This is a genomic window from Litoreibacter roseus (genome assembly GCF_009811795.1).
Taxonomy (GTDB): Bacteria; Pseudomonadota; Alphaproteobacteria; order Rhodobacterales; family Rhodobacteraceae; genus Litoreibacter; species Litoreibacter roseus.
Genome location: NZ_BLJE01000007.1, coordinates 108,013 through 127,770, shown reverse-complemented (window position 1 = coordinate 127,770; position 19,758 = coordinate 108,013). Strand labels below are relative to the sequence as shown.

19 protein-coding genes are annotated in these 19,758 nt (G+C 56.2%); 4 read left to right on the top strand and 15 right to left on the bottom strand.

The genetic code is table 11. The features are described 5' to 3' along the window. The first annotated feature begins 60 nt into the window (after positions 1-60). The 4 genes from KIN_RS20570 (at position 61) to KIN_RS20555 (ending at position 3,673) form a co-directional block, all read left to right on the top strand. Positions 61-738: a pyridoxamine 5'-phosphate oxidase family protein gene (locus KIN_RS20570; RefSeq protein WP_159810696.1), complete on the top strand. Its 678-nt coding sequence runs from the start codon at positions 61-63 to the stop codon at positions 736-738. Between the two features lie 34 nt (positions 739-772). Beyond that, entirely contained in the window at positions 773-1,666 is an 894-nt protein-coding gene (locus tag KIN_RS20565) for a helix-turn-helix transcriptional regulator (protein ID WP_159810694.1), read from the top strand. A 183-nt stretch (positions 1,667-1,849) separates the two neighbouring features. After that, a complete protein-coding gene (locus KIN_RS20560) occupies positions 1,850-2,755 on the top strand; it encodes a helix-turn-helix domain-containing protein (protein WP_159810692.1) in 906 nt (301 codons plus the stop codon). Positions 2,756-2,761: 6 nt separating this feature from the next. After that, positions 2,762-3,673, top strand: a complete 912-nt coding sequence (locus KIN_RS20555) for a helix-turn-helix domain-containing protein (RefSeq protein ID WP_159810690.1) — start codon at positions 2,762-2,764, stop codon at positions 3,671-3,673. Between the two features lie 274 nt (positions 3,674-3,947). Here KIN_RS20555 and KIN_RS20550 read toward each other — a convergent pair whose 3' ends face one another. The 15 genes from KIN_RS20550 to KIN_RS20480 form a co-directional block, all read right to left on the bottom strand. Beyond that, positions 3,948-4,265, bottom strand: coding sequence for a Dabb family protein (locus KIN_RS20550; RefSeq protein ID WP_159810688.1), 318 nt, complete (start codon positions 4,263-4,265; stop codon positions 3,948-3,950). Between the two features lie 31 nt (positions 4,266-4,296). Next, positions 4,297-5,853, bottom strand: coding sequence for a GMC family oxidoreductase N-terminal domain-containing protein (locus KIN_RS20545; protein ID WP_243144995.1), 1,557 nt, complete (start codon positions 5,851-5,853; stop codon positions 4,297-4,299). Positions 5,854-5,898: 45 nt separating this feature from the next. Further along, complete coding sequence (gene ribB, locus KIN_RS20540) at positions 5,899-6,555, bottom strand: 3,4-dihydroxy-2-butanone-4-phosphate synthase (RefSeq protein WP_159810686.1); 657 nt, start codon at positions 6,553-6,555, stop codon at positions 5,899-5,901. Positions 6,556-6,582: 27 nt separating this feature from the next. After that, positions 6,583-7,299: a FadR/GntR family transcriptional regulator gene (locus tag KIN_RS20535; RefSeq protein WP_159810684.1), complete on the bottom strand. Its 717-nt coding sequence runs from the start codon at positions 7,297-7,299 to the stop codon at positions 6,583-6,585. A 2-nt stretch (positions 7,300-7,301) separates the two neighbouring features. Continuing rightward, entirely contained in the window at positions 7,302-7,778 is a 477-nt protein-coding gene (locus tag KIN_RS20530; protein ID WP_159810682.1) for a flavin reductase family protein, read from the bottom strand. Between the two features lie 73 nt (positions 7,779-7,851). Then, complete coding sequence (locus tag KIN_RS20525) at positions 7,852-9,045, bottom strand: LLM class flavin-dependent oxidoreductase (protein ID WP_243144994.1); 1,194 nt, start codon at positions 9,043-9,045, stop codon at positions 7,852-7,854. Beyond that, a complete protein-coding gene (locus tag KIN_RS20520) occupies positions 8,981-10,441 on the bottom strand; it encodes an NAD-dependent succinate-semialdehyde dehydrogenase (protein WP_159810680.1) in 1,461 nt (486 codons plus the stop codon). The genes KIN_RS20525 and KIN_RS20520 overlap by 65 nt, the downstream gene beginning before the upstream one ends. After that, complete coding sequence (locus KIN_RS20515) at positions 10,428-11,603, bottom strand: mandelate racemase/muconate lactonizing enzyme family protein (protein WP_159810678.1); 1,176 nt, start codon at positions 11,601-11,603, stop codon at positions 10,428-10,430. The genes KIN_RS20520 and KIN_RS20515 overlap by 14 nt, the downstream gene beginning before the upstream one ends. Before the next feature lie 17 nt (positions 11,604-11,620). Beyond that, a complete protein-coding gene (locus KIN_RS20510; RefSeq protein WP_159810676.1) occupies positions 11,621-12,769 on the bottom strand; it encodes a sugar ABC transporter permease in 1,149 nt (382 codons plus the stop codon). Further along, positions 12,766-14,361 carry a sugar ABC transporter ATP-binding protein gene (locus KIN_RS20505; protein ID WP_159810674.1) on the bottom strand — a complete coding sequence of 532 codons (1,596 nt, stop codon included), beginning with the start codon at positions 14,359-14,361 and terminating at the stop codon, positions 12,766-12,768. The genes KIN_RS20510 and KIN_RS20505 overlap by 4 nt, the downstream gene beginning before the upstream one ends. A gap of 65 nt (positions 14,362-14,426) precedes the next feature. Then, positions 14,427-15,464, bottom strand: a complete 1,038-nt coding sequence (locus KIN_RS20500) for a sugar ABC transporter substrate-binding protein (RefSeq protein ID WP_159810672.1) — start codon at positions 15,462-15,464, stop codon at positions 14,427-14,429. Positions 15,465-15,802: 338 nt separating this feature from the next. After that, positions 15,803-16,384 carry a 3-isopropylmalate dehydratase small subunit gene (gene leuD / locus KIN_RS20495; RefSeq protein WP_159810670.1) on the bottom strand — a complete coding sequence of 194 codons (582 nt, stop codon included), beginning with the start codon at positions 16,382-16,384 and terminating at the stop codon, positions 15,803-15,805. Beyond that, complete coding sequence (leuC, locus tag KIN_RS20490; protein WP_159810668.1) at positions 16,381-17,778, bottom strand: 3-isopropylmalate dehydratase large subunit; 1,398 nt, start codon at positions 17,776-17,778, stop codon at positions 16,381-16,383. Before leuC ends, leuD begins: the two co-directional genes overlap by 4 nt. Then, positions 17,775-18,206 (bottom strand): tripartite tricarboxylate transporter TctB family protein, encoded by a 432-nt coding sequence (locus KIN_RS20485; protein ID WP_159810666.1) that lies wholly within the window; start codon positions 18,204-18,206, stop codon positions 17,775-17,777. The genes leuC and KIN_RS20485 overlap by 4 nt, the downstream gene beginning before the upstream one ends. Further along, positions 18,203-19,705 carry a tripartite tricarboxylate transporter permease gene (locus KIN_RS20480; RefSeq protein WP_159810664.1) on the bottom strand — a complete coding sequence of 501 codons (1,503 nt, stop codon included), beginning with the start codon at positions 19,703-19,705 and terminating at the stop codon, positions 18,203-18,205. The genes KIN_RS20485 and KIN_RS20480 overlap by 4 nt, the downstream gene beginning before the upstream one ends. Positions 19,706-19,758: the final 53 nt, after the last annotated feature.

Here is a 19,758-nt window from a genome sequence, read left to right as displayed (position 1 = left end):
TTCGGCCCTGATATGCGGGCCTATCCGCTGCTATCTCTTTTGCAACAAGGAGATCAGCACATGAACAAACAATCCTTACCAACGCTACCGAACGATCCATTCTCAGCTGGAAAGATCAACCAGGTGCGGCAAATCCGAGAGCGCGGATCATATGATCGTGCGTCCGTGTTTCCCATTTTGGATGCCGGTCTGGTCGCTCATGTGGGCTTCGTCGACGATGGTCGGCCTGTGGTCATACCGATGGTGTACGGTCGAGACGGCGATCGCCTGTTCATTCACGGGCATCGAAAGTCGCGAACCATGTCACGGGCGGAAGGCGAGCCGGTGTGTTTGACCGTGACACATGTTGACGGGGTGGTTGTGGCGCGATCCGTCTTTGAGTCCGCGATGAACTATCGCTCGGTTGTGGTCCATGGCACGGCGCATGTCTTGCAGGACGAAGCTGAAAGACTTCATGCTCTGCACTGCACATCGGAGCATATCTTCCCGGGTCGCTGGGACGAGGTACGTGCGCCTTTGGCCAAAGAACTTAAAGGCACTGGAATTTTTGAGGTGCGCATCACTGCCGCCTCCGCCAAGGTACGACAAGGCCCGGCGACCGACGATTACCCAGATCCAGACCCAAATGTTTGGGCCGGGATTGTTCCGGTGGCTACCGCCTTTGGCGCGGCAATCCCCGACAAAACAGTAACACCAGGCCTTCCATTGCCAGCCTCGCTGGGCCGAGTCGCAAGATAGGCACCTTTGACCATTTCAGAAGTAGGAGGCATTCATGAACGCGATTGCGTCTTCCACATTTAATTTCTATGAACGCGCGGCTTTGCATCAGGAGATCTTGAAAGCCGATACTGCACCCATGCATTTGCCCTTCACGGCGTTGCGTCTGTCGATGAAGCCATATCGGGCGATACTACCTCCTGCCGATGAAGTCGTGATACGGCTGTGCTTGACGCATGATACGCCATTGAGGGTCCGAGATACCGACGGCTGGAAGTTGGCCGGCAAGGCAAATGCCCCGAGTGTCATCGTAACCCCCGCAGCACAAGCGTGCGAGTTCGATGCGCCACACCCTCACGAGATGATTGTGATCGGATGTGACAATCGTGCGCTTTCTTCCCTTCTGACCAGTCATGGTTTGAATGCAGACAGCACTGCAGCAGCGCTGTCATCCCTTTCAATCGTTCACGACATGCGAGTTGCTGCGCTAATACTGGATCTCTGGCGTGAACTAGCGCGAGCAGAGTCCTCTGGGACTACACTAGTCATCCAAGGCTATTGGAAGCTCTTGCTAGCCGCCCTCGTCAATGCGCTTCTCACGCCCAAGGCGCCTACGTGTTTCGGTATGAGCCAGCAGGATCTGAGGAAAGTTGACACGTACATCGCTGATAACCTTTGTGATCAGATAACCGCTAAGGACCTTGCAGACCTCGTCGGTATGTCCATTTCCCGGTTCACCAAGGAATTTCGAGACATTAGAGGCTTGGCTCCCTACCAATATGTACTGGCTTACCGGATTAATCAGGCGCGCTTACACATCTCCACCAGTGATCTGTCATTGGCCTCAATTGCTATGCTTTGCGGGTTCTCATCCCAGAGCCACATGACCGACACGTTCCGCTGCAAGCTTGGTCAAACACCTGCCACTTTTCGGCACGAACACGCCTAATTGCTGAGCAAAGCATCCAGGCGGCCCTCACAAGCGCATCCCCGGGGCGAGCTGATTGGCTCTGCGGTTGATTTGTATCCCCCTCAAACTATTTTTCCAATTAGTGCCACTTGAACTCAAAAAGGCGCTATCAAGGACCTTAGGCCGTATCTTCATCAGTAATTGGGAAGCAGAGATTGGATTATGAACGCTGCCTCCGTCTCCAGAAAACTACAGATTTCCAAATTCTACGCTGAGGCCAATAGCCATAAGGGCTTTGAACAAAATTTTCGGTCGGGCGGTTCATTTGGCGTGGAAGCCTTGCGCGCTAAAATGGAGGCTTACCAAGCTTCGACTCCCGCTTTGCCAGAGCTTCAGCTTGGCATGGGCCTCACAAAAGATGTCATAGCGAATTGGAATTTCGGAGATCGCTGGTTGGGTGAAACAACCGCAAACGTTGGGAGCATCATAGCAATCCCATCGAATGTCGTTGTGGACTACGATGTCCACGGGTCTCATGATCTACTTCACATAGGATGCCCACAGGATACTCTCACCAGGCTCCTGGAGCCATATGGACTTGATCCAAGCACGGTATTTGATTCCCTGACGCAACGTCGCTTCATTTACAACGCCGACATAAAATTCAGCATGCTAGCCATTTGGAAAGAGAGCAAGTGTGCCAACCCTTCTTCCGGCTTGCTGGTTGATGCCCACTGGCAAAAAGTTATCTCGTGCCTTCTTAGTCTCGCAGACAAGCAACCTAGAGTCGTCAGTTTCGGGCTTACGCACCGGCAATTGGTTGCGATCGATGAATTTGTTCGCGAAAACATAGCTAAGTCATTTGCCACCACTGACTTAGCAGAAATTGCCAATCTACCAATTTCGCAATTCTCCAGAGACTTTAAGGAAGCCACGGGCTTTTCACCCTATCAATATGTCTTAAAACAACGTCTTGCAGCAGCTCAAGACGCCCTTGCGCATAGCCAGAAACCTTTAGCGGCTATCGCATTGGAATGCGGGTTTTCATCCCAAAGTCATATGACCGATATTTTTCGCAGCAAACTCGGTTCCACACCTGGAACCTTTCGTTACTCACTTGAGGAATAATTTAGTATGTTAACCAGCCATGCAGGAAGTAGCTACAAACGTTCCATATCGAAATTTCTGACAAGATCAGAGAGCCACGCGAATTTCAAAAAGGAATTTCGTGAAGGTGGCGCATTCGGCATAGAAGCAGTGCGCATCTCAGCAGAGGCTTTCGAACAAGTGACACCTGCTGTCGACGATTTCACAATTGGTATGGGTCTTGGCAAAAACGTGCCAAGCGACTGGGACTTTGGCGATGGGTGGGTTGGTGAAAAATTATCCCATCCAGGAAGCAGTTTGATTACGCCTGCTGGAGTGTCCGCTTCTCACAAGGTTCGTGGTGCTAACGACATCATCGTCATTGCTTGTCCTCAAAAGACGCTGAAGTCCCTCCTGCAAGAGCACGGCATCCCATCTACTGCAGTCTTCGACCGCTTGGTTGGGCAGTCCTTTATTCAAGATCTGACATTGCGTGTCCTTATTCAGAACCTCTGGAAAGAAGCGGCGAATGAGGGAGTGGCATACGATCTGATGGTAGACGCCTTTTGGCAATCCATAGTGGCAAGGCTCTTACAGCTAGCTGAAGAGCCGCTCACAAGGAAATCATTCGGACTGACACGCAAGCAAATAACCAAGATTGACGAATACATCGTTGAAAACCTCGGTAGAGCATTTAATACGCAAGACCTTGCAGAGCTTGTTAATCTGCCCTTAAGCCAGTTTTCCAAGGACTTCCGAGAAGCAACAGGATGTTCACCCTATCAATATGTCTTATCTAGACGACTTGAGCGAGCGCAACACGAGCTTGCGACAACATCGACACCCCTCGCTGCTGTGGCCATACGGTGTGGGTTTTCCTCACAAAGCCATATGACAGACGTTTTTCGAGACAAGCTAGGCTCAACTCCAGGAAAAATGCGGAAAGAGTTGAAGTCGTAGCTTATTGCATATCAATCAGCAGCAAAGCTAAAGCGCACCGAATGCTGTTCATTTCAAGTCAATGAAGAGCGGCCGGATCAATCGAGGCGCTTGCAGCCCTTCTCTGATACCATGTATTACAGATTTTTCGCAGGACGCTTCCGCTTTCTGAATGTGTCAACGCCTTTTATGTTGGCTCAGGAAAGCTGTCAGAATCGGCAAATGGTATAGCGCCTTGATCAATAAAGTTAATCGGGGCGCACTGGGTCAGGTGCAATGGACATTTACCAAGCAGCTATGATGCCCCAGTTTCCAGGTCAAAGACTACAATGCCGTCGGCGCCGCCTTTACAGCTTGCAATCAAGCCCTCCGCAATCCGCTTGTGCTTTGGATTTTCAGCATAACGCGCAAGCGCTTCAGCGTTATTGAAGGGAATTACGAAACCATATGGAAAGTCCTCGGATTTGCTTTCAAAGTCTCGATTTGGGCCATGATCAACGCAGCCCATACCGTCAATTTCGTCCGACAAGCTGGACAAGGCTGACATAAGCTCAGCCAAATCACGATCTTCAGTCTCGGGTTTCAACGACAGGTAAACGCAGTGAAGCAACATTTTTCTGGGGTCCTTTTCTTAGCTTAGAGAATTAGAGTTGGGCGAACCTATCAAGCGCATGATGCGCAGCCCGCAGGGAAAGAGCGGCAACCGTCAGTGCCGGGTTCACGCCAGCGGACGAAACAAGAGCGCTGGCGTCCGCAACTATCAGATTGGGGTGATCCCAGCTGACATTTTGAGGATTCAATACCGAGGTTTTCGAATCGCTTCCCATACATACGGTGCCGCATTGGTGATAGGGCAGTGCCTCATCCATCAACCGATGCAAAACGATAGGAAACCGCGCATCGCGCAATAGCTGCTTCGCCCGTTTGACAAAGGTCTGATGGGTGGGGATGTGGTCGCGGTGCCATTCCAGCTTGATCCGGTCACCTTTCAACGTAACTCGGTTCTCCGGCTTTGGAACATCTTCGGTTTGCAGAAAGAAATGCGCCGAGTGATCTGCGATCCAGTTCAATGCAAAGCGCGGCAAATACTTGACGTCATGTGCAAGCGTGTCGCCATAGAGCCGCCCAAGCAGCTGGATATTGCCCAGTGCTTGGCCGGTGTCGTTTTGCGTATCGTAGAAGGCGTTTGATGTGATGGTCTTCTGATAGGCGCTTGTGTTGCGGAAACGTGGATCGATGGCGATCAGAACGCTGAATATGTGGTTCATGAAGTTGCGCCCGACCTGATCAGAGCTGTTTGCAACCCCTGACCGCAAAAGCAGAGCCGCACTATTCACTGCACCTGCCGCAACAACGACAAGCTTTGAGTTGTGGGTCCATTCCCGTCCGTCGCGTTCAAAGACCACACTCGCGATCCGCGACCCACCCGGCTCCACAAGCAGGCGCGTCGCACGGGCGCTGGTGATCAGCTTAAAGCGCTTGTTTTGCGCTGCGAGCGGAAGCAATCTGGATTCCGCCTCCATCTTGCCCTGACAGGTCGCGTCAGGGTAGCCGTCCCAGGGCCCCTGCCCCTCGGCAAGCCATGCGTCTGTGTCGACACCGAGCGGCAGTGTCGCCGTGCCGATCCCTCCGTCTATCTCCAGCCTGCGGCGTAACTCGGCAATAGCAGGCTCATCCGGAACTTTGGGGAAGTCGTATCCATACGGCCCCGAAGGTTCCGTGGAGTCCTCACCCGTAACGCCCCGAACATGTAGCATACGCTCCGCTTTTTCATACCAAGGCTGCAGTTCACCGTAATCGAAAGGCCAAGCCGGTGAGATGCCCTCGGCATAGTGCCGTTCATGAAAATCGATTTCGCGAAAGCGGTATAGGACGGCTCCGAAGAACTTACTATTCCCGCCTACCCATTCATAGGTGCCGGGCACGAAGGCTCTGTCGTTTTTGTCAAGCCACCGATCCCGGCTGTGAAAGCGCATTTCGTGATAGACGGCCTGCGGCGTCCGGTTGTCCGGCGCGTCCGGGATGAAATCACCCGCCTCGAGCATGCGTACTTTGAGACCGGTCGAGGCTAGGCCGGCAGCAAATGCAGCGCCTCCCATTCCGCTGCCAATGATCAGAACATCAGAAGACAAATCAGTTTCGGGATCAAAGCCGTGTTGTCCCATATCCCGGAACACGGGACTGGGTGAAGTGGTTTTCATGACAGCCTGCCGTCAAATCCTAGTCGAGTGGTGCCAAGCACAGCTTCACTGCGCTTCCCGCCATGCAATGAGGTCCGCAATTGTGCCGATCTTCATGCCGTGCTTGCCCGCAAAGTCGATCAGGGCAGGCAAGCGCAAGGGCTCGCCGTCATCGCCAAGGATTTCGCAGATTACGGCGGTCTCACCGGCACCCGCGGCCTTGGCGAGATCAACACTCGCTTCCGTATGGCCGGGGCGTTCGAGTACACCGCCGCTTTTTGCGACCAGAGGAAAAATGTGACCCGGGGTGACAATATCGGCGGCACTTTTTTCCGGATCGTTCAAGATATCGATGGCTGCCGCCCGGTCCTGTGCGGATATCCCAGTTGTAATCCCGTATCTTGCGTCGATTGACGTTGTGAACGCGGTATAGCCTTCGCCTACATTGCTACTGTCTTGGAACGCTAACTCAAACCGGTCCGCGACCGCGCCAGGCACGGCAACGCAGATCAAGCCGCGCCCAAGCCGCGCCATAAAGGCGATTGCGCTCTGTGTTGCATAAGCGCCGGCGATCACCAGATCGCCCTCATTTTCACGATCCGGGTTGTCCACCAGGATGAACATTTGCCCCGCACTACATTCCGCGATAATCTCTTCTGTCGACGCAAGCTGTCTGACCGGTTCGACGCGCGATACGACGTCAAATGATCCACCAAAAAACATGATTGGGCCTCCCTTTTGCCGTTCGCGCTAGTCAGCGAATTCTTCGGCATCCTCAGATGCGCCAAAATAGCTTTCGACATTGCCAATGTGCCGATCCATGAGGCCAGCCGCCGCCTTTGTGTCACGCGCGGCTATTGCATCAATCAGTTGCAGGTGCTGCTGGTGACTATTCAAGAAATTCTCCTTGTTGCGAAAGAAGCGTTCCCGCCGCATCTCGGACATCAGGTAGAACGGCGTCACAAGTTGCACGAGCACCTTGTTCTGAGTGGCCTCGAATATCTGCATATGGAAGTCGTAGTCCAGCTTTGACAGATCCGAGCCATCTCCCGTGCTGTGGGCTGCAACCTCTGCAATGCGCGTTAGCTCTGCCAAGTCTTCATCTGTTCGACGTTCGCACGCGATCCGCACTGCCTGCACTTCAAGCAAACGTCTGACTTCGAGACATTGCAGATCAGTGTCATGTCCAAAGGGGATACCGATGTTCGAGTACATCACCAGCGCTTCGATACTGGTTTCCGCCTCGTCTTCGGCCCGCATGAAGATGCCCGAATTCGGGCGCCGCTGGATGTAGCGCATCAACTCAAGCGACATCAACGCCTCTCGGATAACGCCGCGTGTGACTTCAAACCGCTCCGCCAATATCCGCTCGGATGGCAGACGTTCGCCTGGCTCGTATCCTCGTTGATTGAGGAAATGAACAAGGTTCGAAATTGTCTTCGTCACCTGGTTATCGACCCGCTTCATTCTTACTCTCCCATTTCCAAGCTTTCGGTCGCCAACTGCCGGAACCCACGGTCAAAATACAACAAGGGGTTTTGAACACGATCGGACCGGACGCTCACCACGTCACCGAGGATCAGCGTGTGCGTCCCGATGTCGATGAACTGGGACACCTTGCAATCCACATTCGCCAAGGCACCGCGGAGGCATGGCGATCCTGTGACGAGAATGTCCCATGTATCGTGTTCGAACCGGCTGGCCCCTTTCGACCCATCACGTGCTGCAAAGCGGTTGGCGATACCTTGCTGCTCCACCGCCAGAACATTCACGCAGAAGGACGAGTCCGGCCTAAGCGCGTCATGCGCATCGACGGACTTGTTAACACAAATCCCAATGGCAGGCGGATCCATCGTCGCACTGAAAACAGCTGTAGCAGTGAAGCCTCGCCGCGCCTCGCCGGATCCGGTCGTAATAACGTTCACTGTTGCGGGGTATTTCGACATGGCATGCCGAAATCCCTCCACTGCTTCGCCGTACGCATCGGCGGAATTAGCGCTCGATTCAATATGCTCCGCGCTAGGCATCAACCAGTGCTCCCGCCAGGCGCGGCATGACAAAATCAGACATCGCTGCCATTGTTCGGCGTTCCGCATCACCGTTTTTGCCGGACCCATCGACCGCGGCCTGCAAGAGCGTTCCAAACGGCCCAACGTTTTCGCGGAAGGCGATCAACTTCTCCGTTACAGTCTCCTTGCTGCCGTAGATCACCAGTTGCGAGATGACATCGTCCAGCTTTACATCTTCATCGGCCATCTTTGGATCGGGCTTCATTGCTACGCTGTAATTCGCACCGCACAGGGCTTTCCACAGATAATCGAAGTAATAGTGCGTGCTGCCCATTGGATCGTGAGCGAGGTCTTCGGCCTCGGAATCGCTGTCCGCGATAATGATGTTGCGGGCGACACGCCACCGATTGCCGTCTGGAGCTATCCCTGCCTCTTCGCAGCCTTCAAGGAATTTTTTCCAGTGACTGGCTACGCTGTATTCGGGCACGAAGTTTGCCGAAATCGGGCTCCAACCTTTTCTGGCCGCCTGTTTCACACTGCCGGAAAACGGGCTCATCGCGCTCAGCCCGATATCGGGGGCCGGGTTCTGATAAGGCTTGGGCATAAAGCCGATACCCATTTCGGGAATGATGTTTTCAGTGATGTGGAAGTTGTAGTGCTTGCCCTGGAAGCGATACGGCGGATCATTGGCCCAGATGTAGCGTATCGCCTCATACGCCTCGAGCATCTTTTCGCCGCGCGCCTCGGGATCTTCGTTGCCAAAAACCTCAAAATCGCTGGCAAGCCCGCCAGGACCGATCCCGAAGAGGAAGCGGCCTTTGGCCATGTGGTCGAACTGTGCCGCCTCAGCCGCCACGATCACCGGGTTATGGTTCGGCAGATTCACAACGCCGGTGCCAAGCATGATGTTCTTGGTCAACGGCAGCGCCGCGGCAAGAAACGTCATTGCATTGGCAATCGGCTCGGTCGATGCGGTGAAGTGCTCGCCGATCCAGACCTCGTCAAATCCCACCTTGTCAGCGTGCACGACCTTGGCAAGATCTTCGTCGTAGGTTTCGTGCATCGGGCGATGCGGCGGGTGCAGCGGCATCATGAACATTCCAAGTTTCATCTCTAAATTCCTCCGTGTAACTTCGTTTTCAGGCCACGGCCCTGGCCGCGACAAGTTTCTTGATTTGGTACGCGTCCAGCCCTTCGATCCCACCCTCTCGACCATATCCGCTTTGGTTGACGCCGCCGAAGGGGGCCTCGTGATGGGCGATCAAACAGGTATTCACACCCACCATCCCCGCTTGCAGCTCACCGGCAACACGGATCATTGTCTCGGGCGAGGACGAGAACACGTAACTCCCTAGGCCAACGTCGAGCATGTTGGCCTTGGCAATCGCGTCATCTGTAGTGTCGAAGGTCTGAATGGCCGTCACTGGACCGAATGGCTCTTCACGCATGATGCGAGCGGTATCAGGCACGTTCAAAAGAACGGTAGGCTCATAGAAATAGCCGGTATTGCCAATACGATGACCGCCTGCGGCCAGCTGCGCGCCATGCGTCACAGCGTCCGAAACCAGGTCCACGATATGTAGCAACTGGCGTTCATTCGACAGCGGCCCCATCGCCACACCGTCCTGGAGACCATCGCCAACGACGATCTTGTCGACGTGGGCAAGGTAGCTTTCGGTGAACGATTCTACGATGTCACGATGCACAAAAAAGCGTGACGGCGAGGTGCAGACCTGCCCCGCGTTCCTGTATTTCGCCACGGCAAGCTGGGCCGCGGCACCCTCGGCATCCGAATCGCCAAAGACCAGAACTGGGCTGTGACCACCCAGCTCGTAGGTGCCGGGTTTCATCGTGTCGGCAGCAAGCCGTGCAAGAATCTTACCGACCCGGGTAGACCCCGTGATCGCGACCTTGCGGATCTCAGGAGCGGCCAGCAGCGTCTCGGATATTTGCGCCGGATCACCGTAGAGAACGGCCAAAACACCATTGGGCAGCCCGGCATCGCGGAGGCAGCGCGCTATTTCGACGACACAGAGAGGTGTTTCCTCCGACGGTTTAATGATTATCGAACATCCTGCAGCGATGGCCGCTGCGATCTTTCTGCCAGGAACCACCATCGGAAAGTTCCAGGCTGTGAAAGCAGCCACAGGCCCAATCGGTTCGGCCATCACATTGAGCGCAACGCCAGGCACCTGACTCGCTACAATACGCCCGTAAGAGCGGCGCGCCTCCTCGCTGAACCACTCGAAGAGGTCTGCTGTGGACAGCGTCTCCGCACGCGCCTCGGCCAGGGGTTTGCCTTGCTCGAGTGTCATGAGCCTCGCGATGTCGTCTGCGCGCTCGCGGATCCGTTCCGCTGCACCGCGCAGCACACGCGACCGGTCAATCGGCAGCGTTCTGCGCCACGTTTCAAATCCTTGCACAGAGGTGGCGATAGCCAGCTGAATATCATCCGCTGTCGCAACCGGTGCATGACAAACAGTCTCTTCAGTCGCGGGGTTTATGACTGGAACATATTCGCGCTGATCTGCGTGTATCCAGCTGTCTCCGATCACGAGGCATGGACTATCGCCAGGTACGAATGCATCAATGTGCAGCATAGGAAAGTCCCTCCGTTGTCGGATTGCCACGCAGGTAATCTTCGTCGACTTCGACACCGATCCCGGGTTGCTCAAGCGGACGGACACATCCGTTGGCACCAACCATGTAGGGCGTGCTCGTCAATTCATCTCGAAACGGGTTGCTGACAGAGACGTCGCCTTCGAAGTATCCGGCGTTGTCGATGGCACAGAGCAGATGCACGCTGGCTGCCATGTTGAGACCCGTGGTCGAGGTATGCGGGCAGATCATCCTTTTCCACGCGGATGCGGCGGCCGCAATGCGCATGGATTCAGTGATCCCACCGGTTTTTGAGACATCTGGCTGTAGTATCGTGATCTTTCCGTCTTCGATAACGCGATTGAACTCGAAGCGGGTGTAGTGATTTTCCCCGGCTGCCAGCGGGATCGAAGAAAGGTGCGCCGCCAAGCGATAGTTGTCGATGTCGTGCGGCGCAAATGGTTCTTCGATCCAGAACACATCGTGCGCGACAAAGCCGGGCAACGCGCGGCGGAACGTTGCCGCGTCGTAGTTTGTATTGGCGTCGACCATGATCGACACATCATCACCGATGGCTGCCCGGACCGCTGCAACACGTTCCACGTCGCGCACATGATTGTCGCCAACCCGAAGCTTCACAGCTTTGTAGCCTTCGTCCAGCGCGGCTTGCACTTCGTCCACAAGCTGCGCGGCCGGCTGCCAACCCAGAGAAACGCCACCCGCATAGGCTGGAATGTCCTGCGACATGCCGCCCAGAAGCCGGTAGAGTGGCCACCCGACGGCCTTGCCGCGTATGTCCCACAATGCCAGATCGATACCGCTCATCCCGATGCTCGACGCGGCACCCATGCCGTGGCTTTTAAGCTGCATCGTATAGATGGCATCCCAAATCCCAACCACGTCCGCCGCCGACTTACCGACCGCGAAGTGTTGCAGAGTGTGGTTGATCAGATGTGCCACCGATGCGGCGGCTCGTCCGTGATGCGCTTCTCCGTAACCAACGATCCCGTCCTCGGTTTCGATCCGGACCACCACAGATTCGCGCTTGGTCAGTTGGCCTATGCCGAGAATAGGGCCGTTTTTGACCGGGCTGCTGATCGGAAAGGCTTCGACCGATCTGATTTTGAGCAGGCGGTCAGGCGAAGAGATGTCTCTTGGGTTCATGATTGCAGCGTCCCTTGTCATTTCTTTTTGTTCAGTGTGACGTCCGCTGCGAGTGCCAAGAGCAGAACCATGCCCTTGACCATCATCTGGACGAAGGTCGAGATGTTCAGGATGCTCATCCCGTTATCGATAGTGACAAGCAGGGCTGCGCCAACCAGTGCGCCTCCGACCTTGCCAATCCCACCGCGGAGCGATATCCCGCCAATCACGGCGGCGGCGATCGCGTCGAGCTCCAGATAGAGGCCAGATGTCGGCGTCGACGCACTGAGCCGCGCGGTCATAAGGGTGGCGGCGACGCCATAAAGAACCCCCATGAGCACAAAGCCGGACAGCAGATACTTTTTGATTGGAATGCCGGCTAGTCGCGCCGCTTCATGATTGGAGCCAATCAAGTAGGAGTTCCGACCATACGCCGTGCGATCCATCAGGAACCAAAGGATCGCGAAACAGACGGCGACCCACAAAACGGCGTTCGGAATGCCGCGATAGCCGACAAAGATCCACGCGCTGACGCCGATCACTGCAGTCAAGACTACCAGGGGGATTACTGGAGTTGATGCATGGCTTTGCCGAGCCGTCATTAAGAGATAAGCTGAACTCAAAAGCCAAACTGCACCCAGTATAGTGTAGGTCATCGGGATTGACACAAAGCCCTCGCTCAACGCCGTGTAGCTTGGAGACATCGGTGCCAAGGTGGCCGCATCAGTGAGGTAGTAACCGGTGCCACGGAACGCGAGCAGGCCCGCGAGTGTAACGACAAATGAAGGCACCCCGAGAACGACAGCCCAAACACCTTGCCATGCTCCCAGAACGATGCCGCACAAAATGGTCAAGACGACCGTTGGCACAACTGGCAGGCCAAGTTTGGTCTGCATTAATGCCGCGGCAACGCCGCAGAGATAGACGGCGCTGCCGGTCGACAGGTCAATCTCGCCTTTGATGATCAAAATGGCGACACCCATCGCGACGATCGATACGATCGCGCCCTGACGCATCAGCAAGGTTAAATTGCGCGGCGTCAGAAACAATCCATCGGACATGATCTGGAACGTGATCACCAGAACTAGGAACACGCCAACCATCGCAAGCGCCTGTTTAGACGCAAGGCTCGACCAGGTAATCAGCCCTTTGCCAACGTCGGTTTTGCTAAGGGCAAGCCCATTCATATCGCGACTCCAATCTTCTGTTTCTCTTGTTTGAACGGAATGGTAGTTGGGACGGCATCAAACGAAGGAACGTGCGTTTCGCCGGTCGCCGCCGCCATAAGCTCACGACGCGACACGCCTGGCTCGAATTCACCTGCGATCTGGCCTTTGTACATAACAAGAATGCGGTCTGCTTCATGCATAATCTCTTCGATGTCACTGGAGATCATCAGGATCGCCGTGCCGTCCTTCGAAAGGGCCCTGAGGCGTTCGTAAATCGCGTAGCGCGCACCGACATCGACGCCGTAGGTCGGCTCATCCACGATGAGTAGATCCGGGTCTGTAGCCATCCAGCGCGCGAGCATGATCTTTTGCTGATTGCCGCCCGAAAAATTCTCGACCATTGCGTCGATATTTGGCGGCCGCAGGTCCAGGTCCCTGGCCAAGGATTCGGCACGCGCTCGTTCGTTCTTGGAATGGATCACGCCCGCCTTGCAGACGCGCCCAAGGCTGGCTGCGCTGATATTGCGCAAAACGGACTGGCCTTCGATCAGGCCAGAGCGTTTCCGGTCTTCGGTCAGCATGCCGACCCCGCGCGCAATCCCTTCACCAGGTGATGTCGGCCGCCCTGCGACGCCGTTAATGCGCACATCGCCAGTCACGTCGCCCCGCCATGCCCCGAACACGGCGCTCGCAAGCTCGGTCCGGCCTGCGCCGACCAAGCCGAAAAGGCCGAGGATCTCGCCGGCGCGCGCGCTGAGCGAAACGCCGCAGACATGGGGCTTACTTGTGGCGGAGCTGCCTCGGACCCAAAGATCACGAACCTCAAGGATCTCTGCGCCCGGCGCCGCGCGGTTTAGCGACGCGTCAACTGCAGGATCATGTCCGATCATCGCGCGGATAAACTCGCTGCGCCGCCCTTGCACATCCGGTGTTTCTAAAACGACCGCCCCATTGCGCATGACCACGGCCCGATCACAGACCCGTTCGATTTCATCGAGGCGGTGTGTAATGTAGATGGTAGCCACGCCTGTAGCGCGCACCTGCTCCATCTTCTCAAAAAGGTGCTCCGCCTCGCCATCTGTGAGTGATGCTGTCGGCTCATCGAGGATCAAAACCTTGGCTGCTGACTTCGCCAAGGCAGCCGATATCATGATTAACCGTTGTTCTGACGCGCTTAGGCTTTTGGCTGGCACATCTGGGTCGACATCAAGTTCGAAAAAATCGAGACATTGCTTTGCCTTTTGGCGGGCTTTCGCCCGGTCGACAATGCCAAAGCGCGTTGGCAGCATTCCCATCAAGATGTTTTCAGCGATCGAAAGGTTGGGGGCAACGTGAAGCTCTTGGGGAACCAGAACGACCCCGTTCTGTTCGGCTTCACGGACGTTTCGAAACTGGGCCTCAACCCCGTCCAGACGAAACGATCCAGCATAGGTGCCTAGTGGATACACGCCAGCGAGCACTTTCATAAGTGTCGATTTGCCCGCGCCATTCTCGCCCAGTAGAACCAACGTCTCTCCAGCGCCAACCGAAAACCTTGCCTCGGACACGGCTGGCACGCCGCCAAATTCCTTGGTTATGCCTTCGATTGAAAGTCGAACGTCTTGTGTCATTGTCTCAACCCGAAATGTGGAAGTGTCCTGCGCGGGCTGAGCCCGCGCAGGACCTTGGCTTTGTGTCAGTTACACGCGGATGGGTCGTCAAAGACCTCGTCAACCGACGTCCAGCCTTCGGGAGCACCGGAAACCACAAAGTCACAGAGATTATCGGAGTTGATTTCTTCCACGATGACCAGGTGCGTCGGCACTTCACCCGCCCCAAGGTCAACCATCTCGGAAAATGTAGGCTCTTCGCCTTTTGCGATCGACACCGCCGCCTTGACGGCGGCAATGCCGTGATCGGTTAAATCAGTCCACACGGTCATCGTCTGCACGCCGTCGGCAATCAGGCGCAGGTTTGCGGATTCCGCATCGAGACCGGACAGAAACACCTTGCCTGCCAAGTCGCGTGCGATGATTGCCTGGGCCACTCCTGATGCCATACCATCATTCGCTGTCACAAACGCTTTCACGTTGTCATCGTTGGCTGACAAAATGTTTTCCGCGTTGGACAGCGCCGTCTGCGGGCTCCAGCCATTCACGAATTGGTCAAAAACAATTTCGACCCCATCGGCGTTTGGTAGAATGCGGTCATAGGACGCGGCAATGGACTGTGCCACATCGTTGCCAGGGTCGCCTTTGATTAGCGCAAAATTGCCCTTGGGAGCAAATTCCATTGCGGCCTGGGCTTGCAGCTCACCCACCAGCCCGTTGTTGCGCATGACGAAGTAGTCCAGCTTGGCGGTTGAGACGCCAATATCGTAGCCCACCACCGGGACACCTGCTTCTTGTGCGCTCCGCACGATGGACCCCGCGGCCGCACTGTCGACAGGCACAAGGATCAGCACATCGGGCTGCTGGCTGAGCAGGTTTTCAACTTGGGATGCCTGAAGTGTCGGATTGTCATTGGCATACTGGAAGATCAACTCCACGCCTTGACGCTCGGCTTCTTGCTCCATGGCTTTGCGGTCAAATGCCCAACGACGCTGCACCTGTGTCTTCATCGCAACGGCGATTTTGATGTCGTCATCTTCAGCGTAACTGGGGGCCGGACCCATTGCTGTGAACGCAGCTATCGCCGCGCCAGCCATAGCGGCCAGCTTACAAAAATATGCCATCATTTCCTCCCTAGTGGCATTTTACCGATTTGATTCTACCGGTTTGGTAGTACCAATTTAGAGGGGGCAATTTGGCCCTGTCAATAGCGTAGGATTTGCCTCTCAGCGTAGCAGTAAGGCTTGTTCAAATGTCATTAATTACAATGGTTTGTTTAAGTCTGCAGATAGTTAGAAATGCTGTCGGTGGGTCCGCCGCAGATTGAAGAGTTAGCAAACTTTGTACGCATGGTGCTGCTTATACTGCAGATTTGACAAAGTAAGCCGGCCGCTTGGAGTGCCTACGTGGACTGGCTTGCGCGCAGCTAGCAGTCACTGAGCAAGCAGCAGCGCATGTGACGTCAATGCACGGCGTCTGAGCCATGATGTCTCTCAAATGTGGCGATTTCAGTTTCGTGCTCCAACGTGCAGGCAATATGATCCTTGCCTTCTAGCAACAGAGCCTTTCGCGCGGCAGGAATATCAAATTGCCAATTGGATCCGCCCTGTATGATCCGTTGCTGATGCAAATCGATGCCAATCTGTGCCGTCGCCGGATCCTGCGCAAGCCATGACAGCTCTTCGACATCATCCGCGGGCATGTCTACGGCCAGAAGCCCATTCTTTTCACAATTTCCAAAGAAGATGCCCGCAAAGGAAGGTGCAATGATTGCGCGGATGCCCCATTGCATCAGCCCCCAGACAGCATATTCACGGCTGGACCCGCAGCCGAAATTCTCGCCGCAAATCAGGATGGATGCGGTGTCCCATGGGGGGCGGTTCAAGACGAACTCCTGGTCCTTGAACAAATCAAAAAACACACCCTCGGCCAGACCTTCGCGGTCAATGCGCTTGAGGAACTGCTTTGGAATTATGACATCGGTGTCGAGGTTCGGCATCGGCAGTGCCGCCGCGATCCCGGTATGTGTGGTGAACGGGGTCATGCCGGCCCTCCCAGAATGCGCACATCGGTAAGATGCCCGGTGATTGCAGCGGCGGCGACCATCGTTGGGCTCATCAGGTGGGTCCGCGCGCCCTGTCCCTGCCGTCCTTCGAAGTTGCGGTTGGTTGACGAGGCAAGCCGCTCGCCCGGTTTCGCCACATCATCGTTCATGGCAAGGCACATGGAACACCCTGAGCCGCGCCACTCGAAACCGGCGGCAAGAAACACTTTGTCGAGACCTTCGGCCTCGGCCGCCGCCCGAACCGTCTTTGACCCTGGGACACATATCGCCTGCACGCCTTCAGCCACACGACGACCGCGTAGAACGTCAGCTGCAGCCCGCAAATCGCTGAGGCGCGCATTGGTGCAAGACCCGATGAACGCCCGGTCAATCCGGACAGAGGTCAGCGGTTGACCTGCCGTCAGGCCCATGTAGGACAAAGCGCGCGCTTCGGCCTCCGTTTTCGGTTGGGGGACATCACTCATGACGGGCAATGCCTGATCGGGGCTGGTGCCCCAGGTGACAAGCGGCGCGATGTCGCCTGCGTCGACCGTCACCTCCTTGGCGAAAACCGCCTGCGGGTCAGACCGCATACCCTGCACCCTCGACACCAAAGCTTGCCAATCAGCGCCTTGCGGCGCGCGCGAACGGCCCTTGATGTAGTCCAGCACCTTGGCGTCCGGTGCGATTATTGCCACCCGTGCCCCGCCTTCGACGATCATGTTGCAGAGCGTCATGCGGCCTTCGACCTCCAAGGCCTCTACAGCTTCGCCTGCAAACTCCACGGCATGCCCTGCTGCGCCATCCGCTCCGATCCGGGCAATGACCGCCATCACGATGTCTTTGGCAGTGATACCAGGCCCTGCTGTCCCGACGATCGACACGCGCATTGGTTTCAATACAGTATGGTCGATGCATTGCGTCGCGAGGATGTGTTCAATCTCGGACGTACCGATGCCGTAGGCCAATGCGCCGAAAGCGCCGTAGGTCGTAGTATGGCTGTCCCCACACAGAATCGTCATTCCCGGATGCGCCAGACCTAGATCCGGCACGACGACATGCTCGATGCCCTGCCTTGGATCAAAGAGGTCGATGAGTTCAATCCCGTGGCGCGTGCAATTTTCGGCAAGCGTCTCGATCTGCAAGCGCCCGCCAGCATCCTCGATCTCGGCAATGGATCTGATCGGATGGGTGGGATTGACGTGATCAACCACCGCCAATTGCCTTTCCGGCCTGCGCACGCGCCGCTTGGCGGAGTGCAACCCCGCAAAGGCCTGAGGGCTGGTGTATTCATTCATCACGTGCAGATCAACGTAGAGCAGGACCGTGTCGGGATCGAACTGACGCACCCGGTGTGCATCCATCAGCTTTTCATAGAGCGTTCGTGCAGTCATGGCAGGTTCACCATAAGAATTTGACCAAATAGAAGTGCGGCAACGCCCACCAGAGCGGCGAGGGAAATCGCTTGGATAGCTGCGGTCTTGGCATCAAATTTTTCGTCTGCAGACAGGAACATCGCAAGCAGCGCCGCACAGACCGAGGTGAGGACAAACCCGGTGATTGGCAACATCACCGCCCATCCCAGCAGCAGCGCCAGAAACAGCAGCGGACGCGTCAGCTCTCCTTCCGGCGGTTGAACGGGCGGCGCGCGCCAAAGTGCCCGGATGCACAGAATGACCCCGCCGACCAACATACCACTGCCCGCCAAGCGCGGAAACACAGCACCAAGGACCGACATTGTAAGTGTTTCCCACAGGGCCCAGCTGCCTAGGCCGATCAGGACCAGACCGGGTGGTAGATCGCGGTGCAGGGTGCGGTTCATTCTGTCACTTCCAAAGTGCGCCGGCGCGCTTTCCAGTCACTGAACCACGGCCATGCGAGCGTCAGTAAAGTGAGGAATATGATCCCAAGGCTTATGGGACGTCCAAAGTATTGCCCAAGCAGATCACCAGAAGCTCCCCCGATCAGCCAAGCCTGTACGAAGCCTTGTTCCGCGATCGGGCCAAGAATCAGGCCAAGAACAATTGGCGAAGGTTCAAAGCCCCACCGCGCTGCGATGAAAGCAAGGCCACCGAGGATCACCATCATGACCACGTGATTTGGGTTCTGCTCGACAGCAAATGCCCCGACCATAATCAGGACTCCGATTGCGGGGGCGAGAACGGATTTCGGGATCGAACTGATCGCTCGAAACGCGGTGCGTCCGATCACCAGCCCGGTCGGGATCATCAAGACGGTCGCGATCAGCAGGCCAAATGTGAAGGTCATGACCAGATCGCTTTGTGTGGTGAACAGCTGTGGTCCAACCCGGATGCCCTGCACCAACAATGCGCCAAGGATAATCGCGTCTGGCGGGGTTCCCGGGATGCCGAGCACGAGCGTGGGGACAAATCCACCCCCAACCGTGGCGGAGTTCGCGCTTTCGGAAGCAACGACGCCATCGGGCGCTCCCTTTCCGAACCGTGCGCGATCCGGTGAGGTGCGGCGCGCCTCTGAATAGGCGACAAGCCCTGCCACCGCCCCACCCGCGGCGGGCAGGATGCCAACAACCGTTCCAATAATGGACGACCGCAAGAGGTTGAACTTGGAACGCCAAAGCGTGCCAAGCGCTTCGGGGATGCGTGTGCCGTTTCCCGACTTTGCGCGTTCGATATGCGGGTCCCGGTTGGCCACCATGCCCAGCAAAACGGGGATGCAATACAGCCCGATCAGTGCAGGAATGATGTGAATGCCGCCCAACAACGACAATTGGCCCATTGTGTACCGTACGTCGCCACCAATCACCGCTGAGCCAACGGTAGATAGGAAAAGCCCGATAAAGCCACCGATCAGCCCCTTGATTGTGTTGCCCTTGGATAGGACCGCGATGAGCGACAGGCCAAAAACAGCGAGCCAGAAGTATTCCACCGGCCCGAAGTTGAGCGCGATGGTGGCCAAAGGCGGCGCAACAAACAAAAGCGCAAGCGCGCCCACTATGCCCCCAAACGCCGAAGCAAAGCAGGAGATCGTCACGGCAAGATCACCATCCCCGCGCTTGGCCATTGGAAAGCCGTCCAATGACGTCGCGATTGCGGCGGGCGTGCCGGGCGTGTTGACGAGGATCGCAGCATAGGCCCCGCCGTAGATCGCGCCCGTGTAAACCGCTCCCAGTGCTATCAAACCAGACGCCGGATCCATCGTGAAGGTGAACGGCACCAACACCGCAACCGCCATCGTTGCCGACAAGCCAGGCAGCGCCCCGATGATGGTGCCGAGCACGACACCCGCTAGCGCGAGCGACAGGTTGAATGGGGTCAACGCACTTAGAAAGGCTTCGAGCATCGTTTTCTTTACTCTGCTGGATGGGGGTAGGGCCGACAAGGCAAGCCTGTCGA

Coding starts and splice junctions, on each gene's coding strand:
- KIN_RS20570 (WP_159810696.1), top strand. CDS start 61: ATGAACAAACAATCCTTACCAACGCTACCGAACGATCCATTCTCAGCT.
- KIN_RS20565 (WP_159810694.1), top strand. CDS start 773: ATGAACGCGATTGCGTCTTCCACATTTAATTTCTATGAACGCGCGGCT.
- KIN_RS20560 (WP_159810692.1), top strand. CDS start 1,850: ATGAACGCTGCCTCCGTCTCCAGAAAACTACAGATTTCCAAATTCTAC.
- KIN_RS20555 (WP_159810690.1), top strand. CDS start 2,762: ATGTTAACCAGCCATGCAGGAAGTAGCTACAAACGTTCCATATCGAAA.
- KIN_RS20550 (WP_159810688.1), bottom strand. CDS start 4,265: ATGTTGCTTCACTGCGTTTACCTGTCGTTGAAACCCGAGACTGAAGAT.
- KIN_RS20545 (WP_243144995.1), bottom strand. CDS start 5,853: ATGAAAACCACTTCACCCAGTCCCGTGTTCCGGGATATGGGACAACAC.
- ribB (WP_159810686.1), bottom strand. CDS start 6,555: ATGTTTTTTGGTGGATCATTTGACGTCGTATCGCGCGTCGAACCGGTC.
- KIN_RS20535 (WP_159810684.1), bottom strand. CDS start 7,299: ATGAAGCGGGTCGATAACCAGGTGACGAAGACAATTTCGAACCTTGTT.
- KIN_RS20530 (WP_159810682.1), bottom strand. CDS start 7,778: ATGTCGAAATACCCCGCAACAGTGAACGTTATTACGACCGGATCCGGC.
- KIN_RS20520 (WP_159810680.1), bottom strand. CDS start 10,441: ATGCTGCACATTGATGCATTCGTACCTGGCGATAGTCCATGCCTCGTG.
- KIN_RS20515 (WP_159810678.1), bottom strand. CDS start 11,603: ATGAACCCAAGAGACATCTCTTCGCCTGACCGCCTGCTCAAAATCAGA.
- KIN_RS20510 (WP_159810676.1), bottom strand. CDS start 12,769: ATGAATGGGCTTGCCCTTAGCAAAACCGACGTTGGCAAAGGGCTGATT.
- KIN_RS20505 (WP_159810674.1), bottom strand. CDS start 14,361: ATGACACAAGACGTTCGACTTTCAATCGAAGGCATAACCAAGGAATTT.
- KIN_RS20500 (WP_159810672.1), bottom strand. CDS start 15,464: ATGGCATATTTTTGTAAGCTGGCCGCTATGGCTGGCGCGGCGATAGCT.
- leuD (WP_159810670.1), bottom strand. CDS start 16,384: ATGACCCCGTTCACCACACATACCGGGATCGCGGCGGCACTGCCGATG.
- leuC (WP_159810668.1), bottom strand. CDS start 17,778: ATGACTGCACGAACGCTCTATGAAAAGCTGATGGATGCACACCGGGTG.
- KIN_RS20485 (WP_159810666.1), bottom strand. CDS start 18,206: ATGAACCGCACCCTGCACCGCGATCTACCACCCGGTCTGGTCCTGATC.
- KIN_RS20480 (WP_159810664.1), bottom strand. CDS start 19,705: ATGCTCGAAGCCTTTCTAAGTGCGTTGACCCCATTCAACCTGTCGCTC.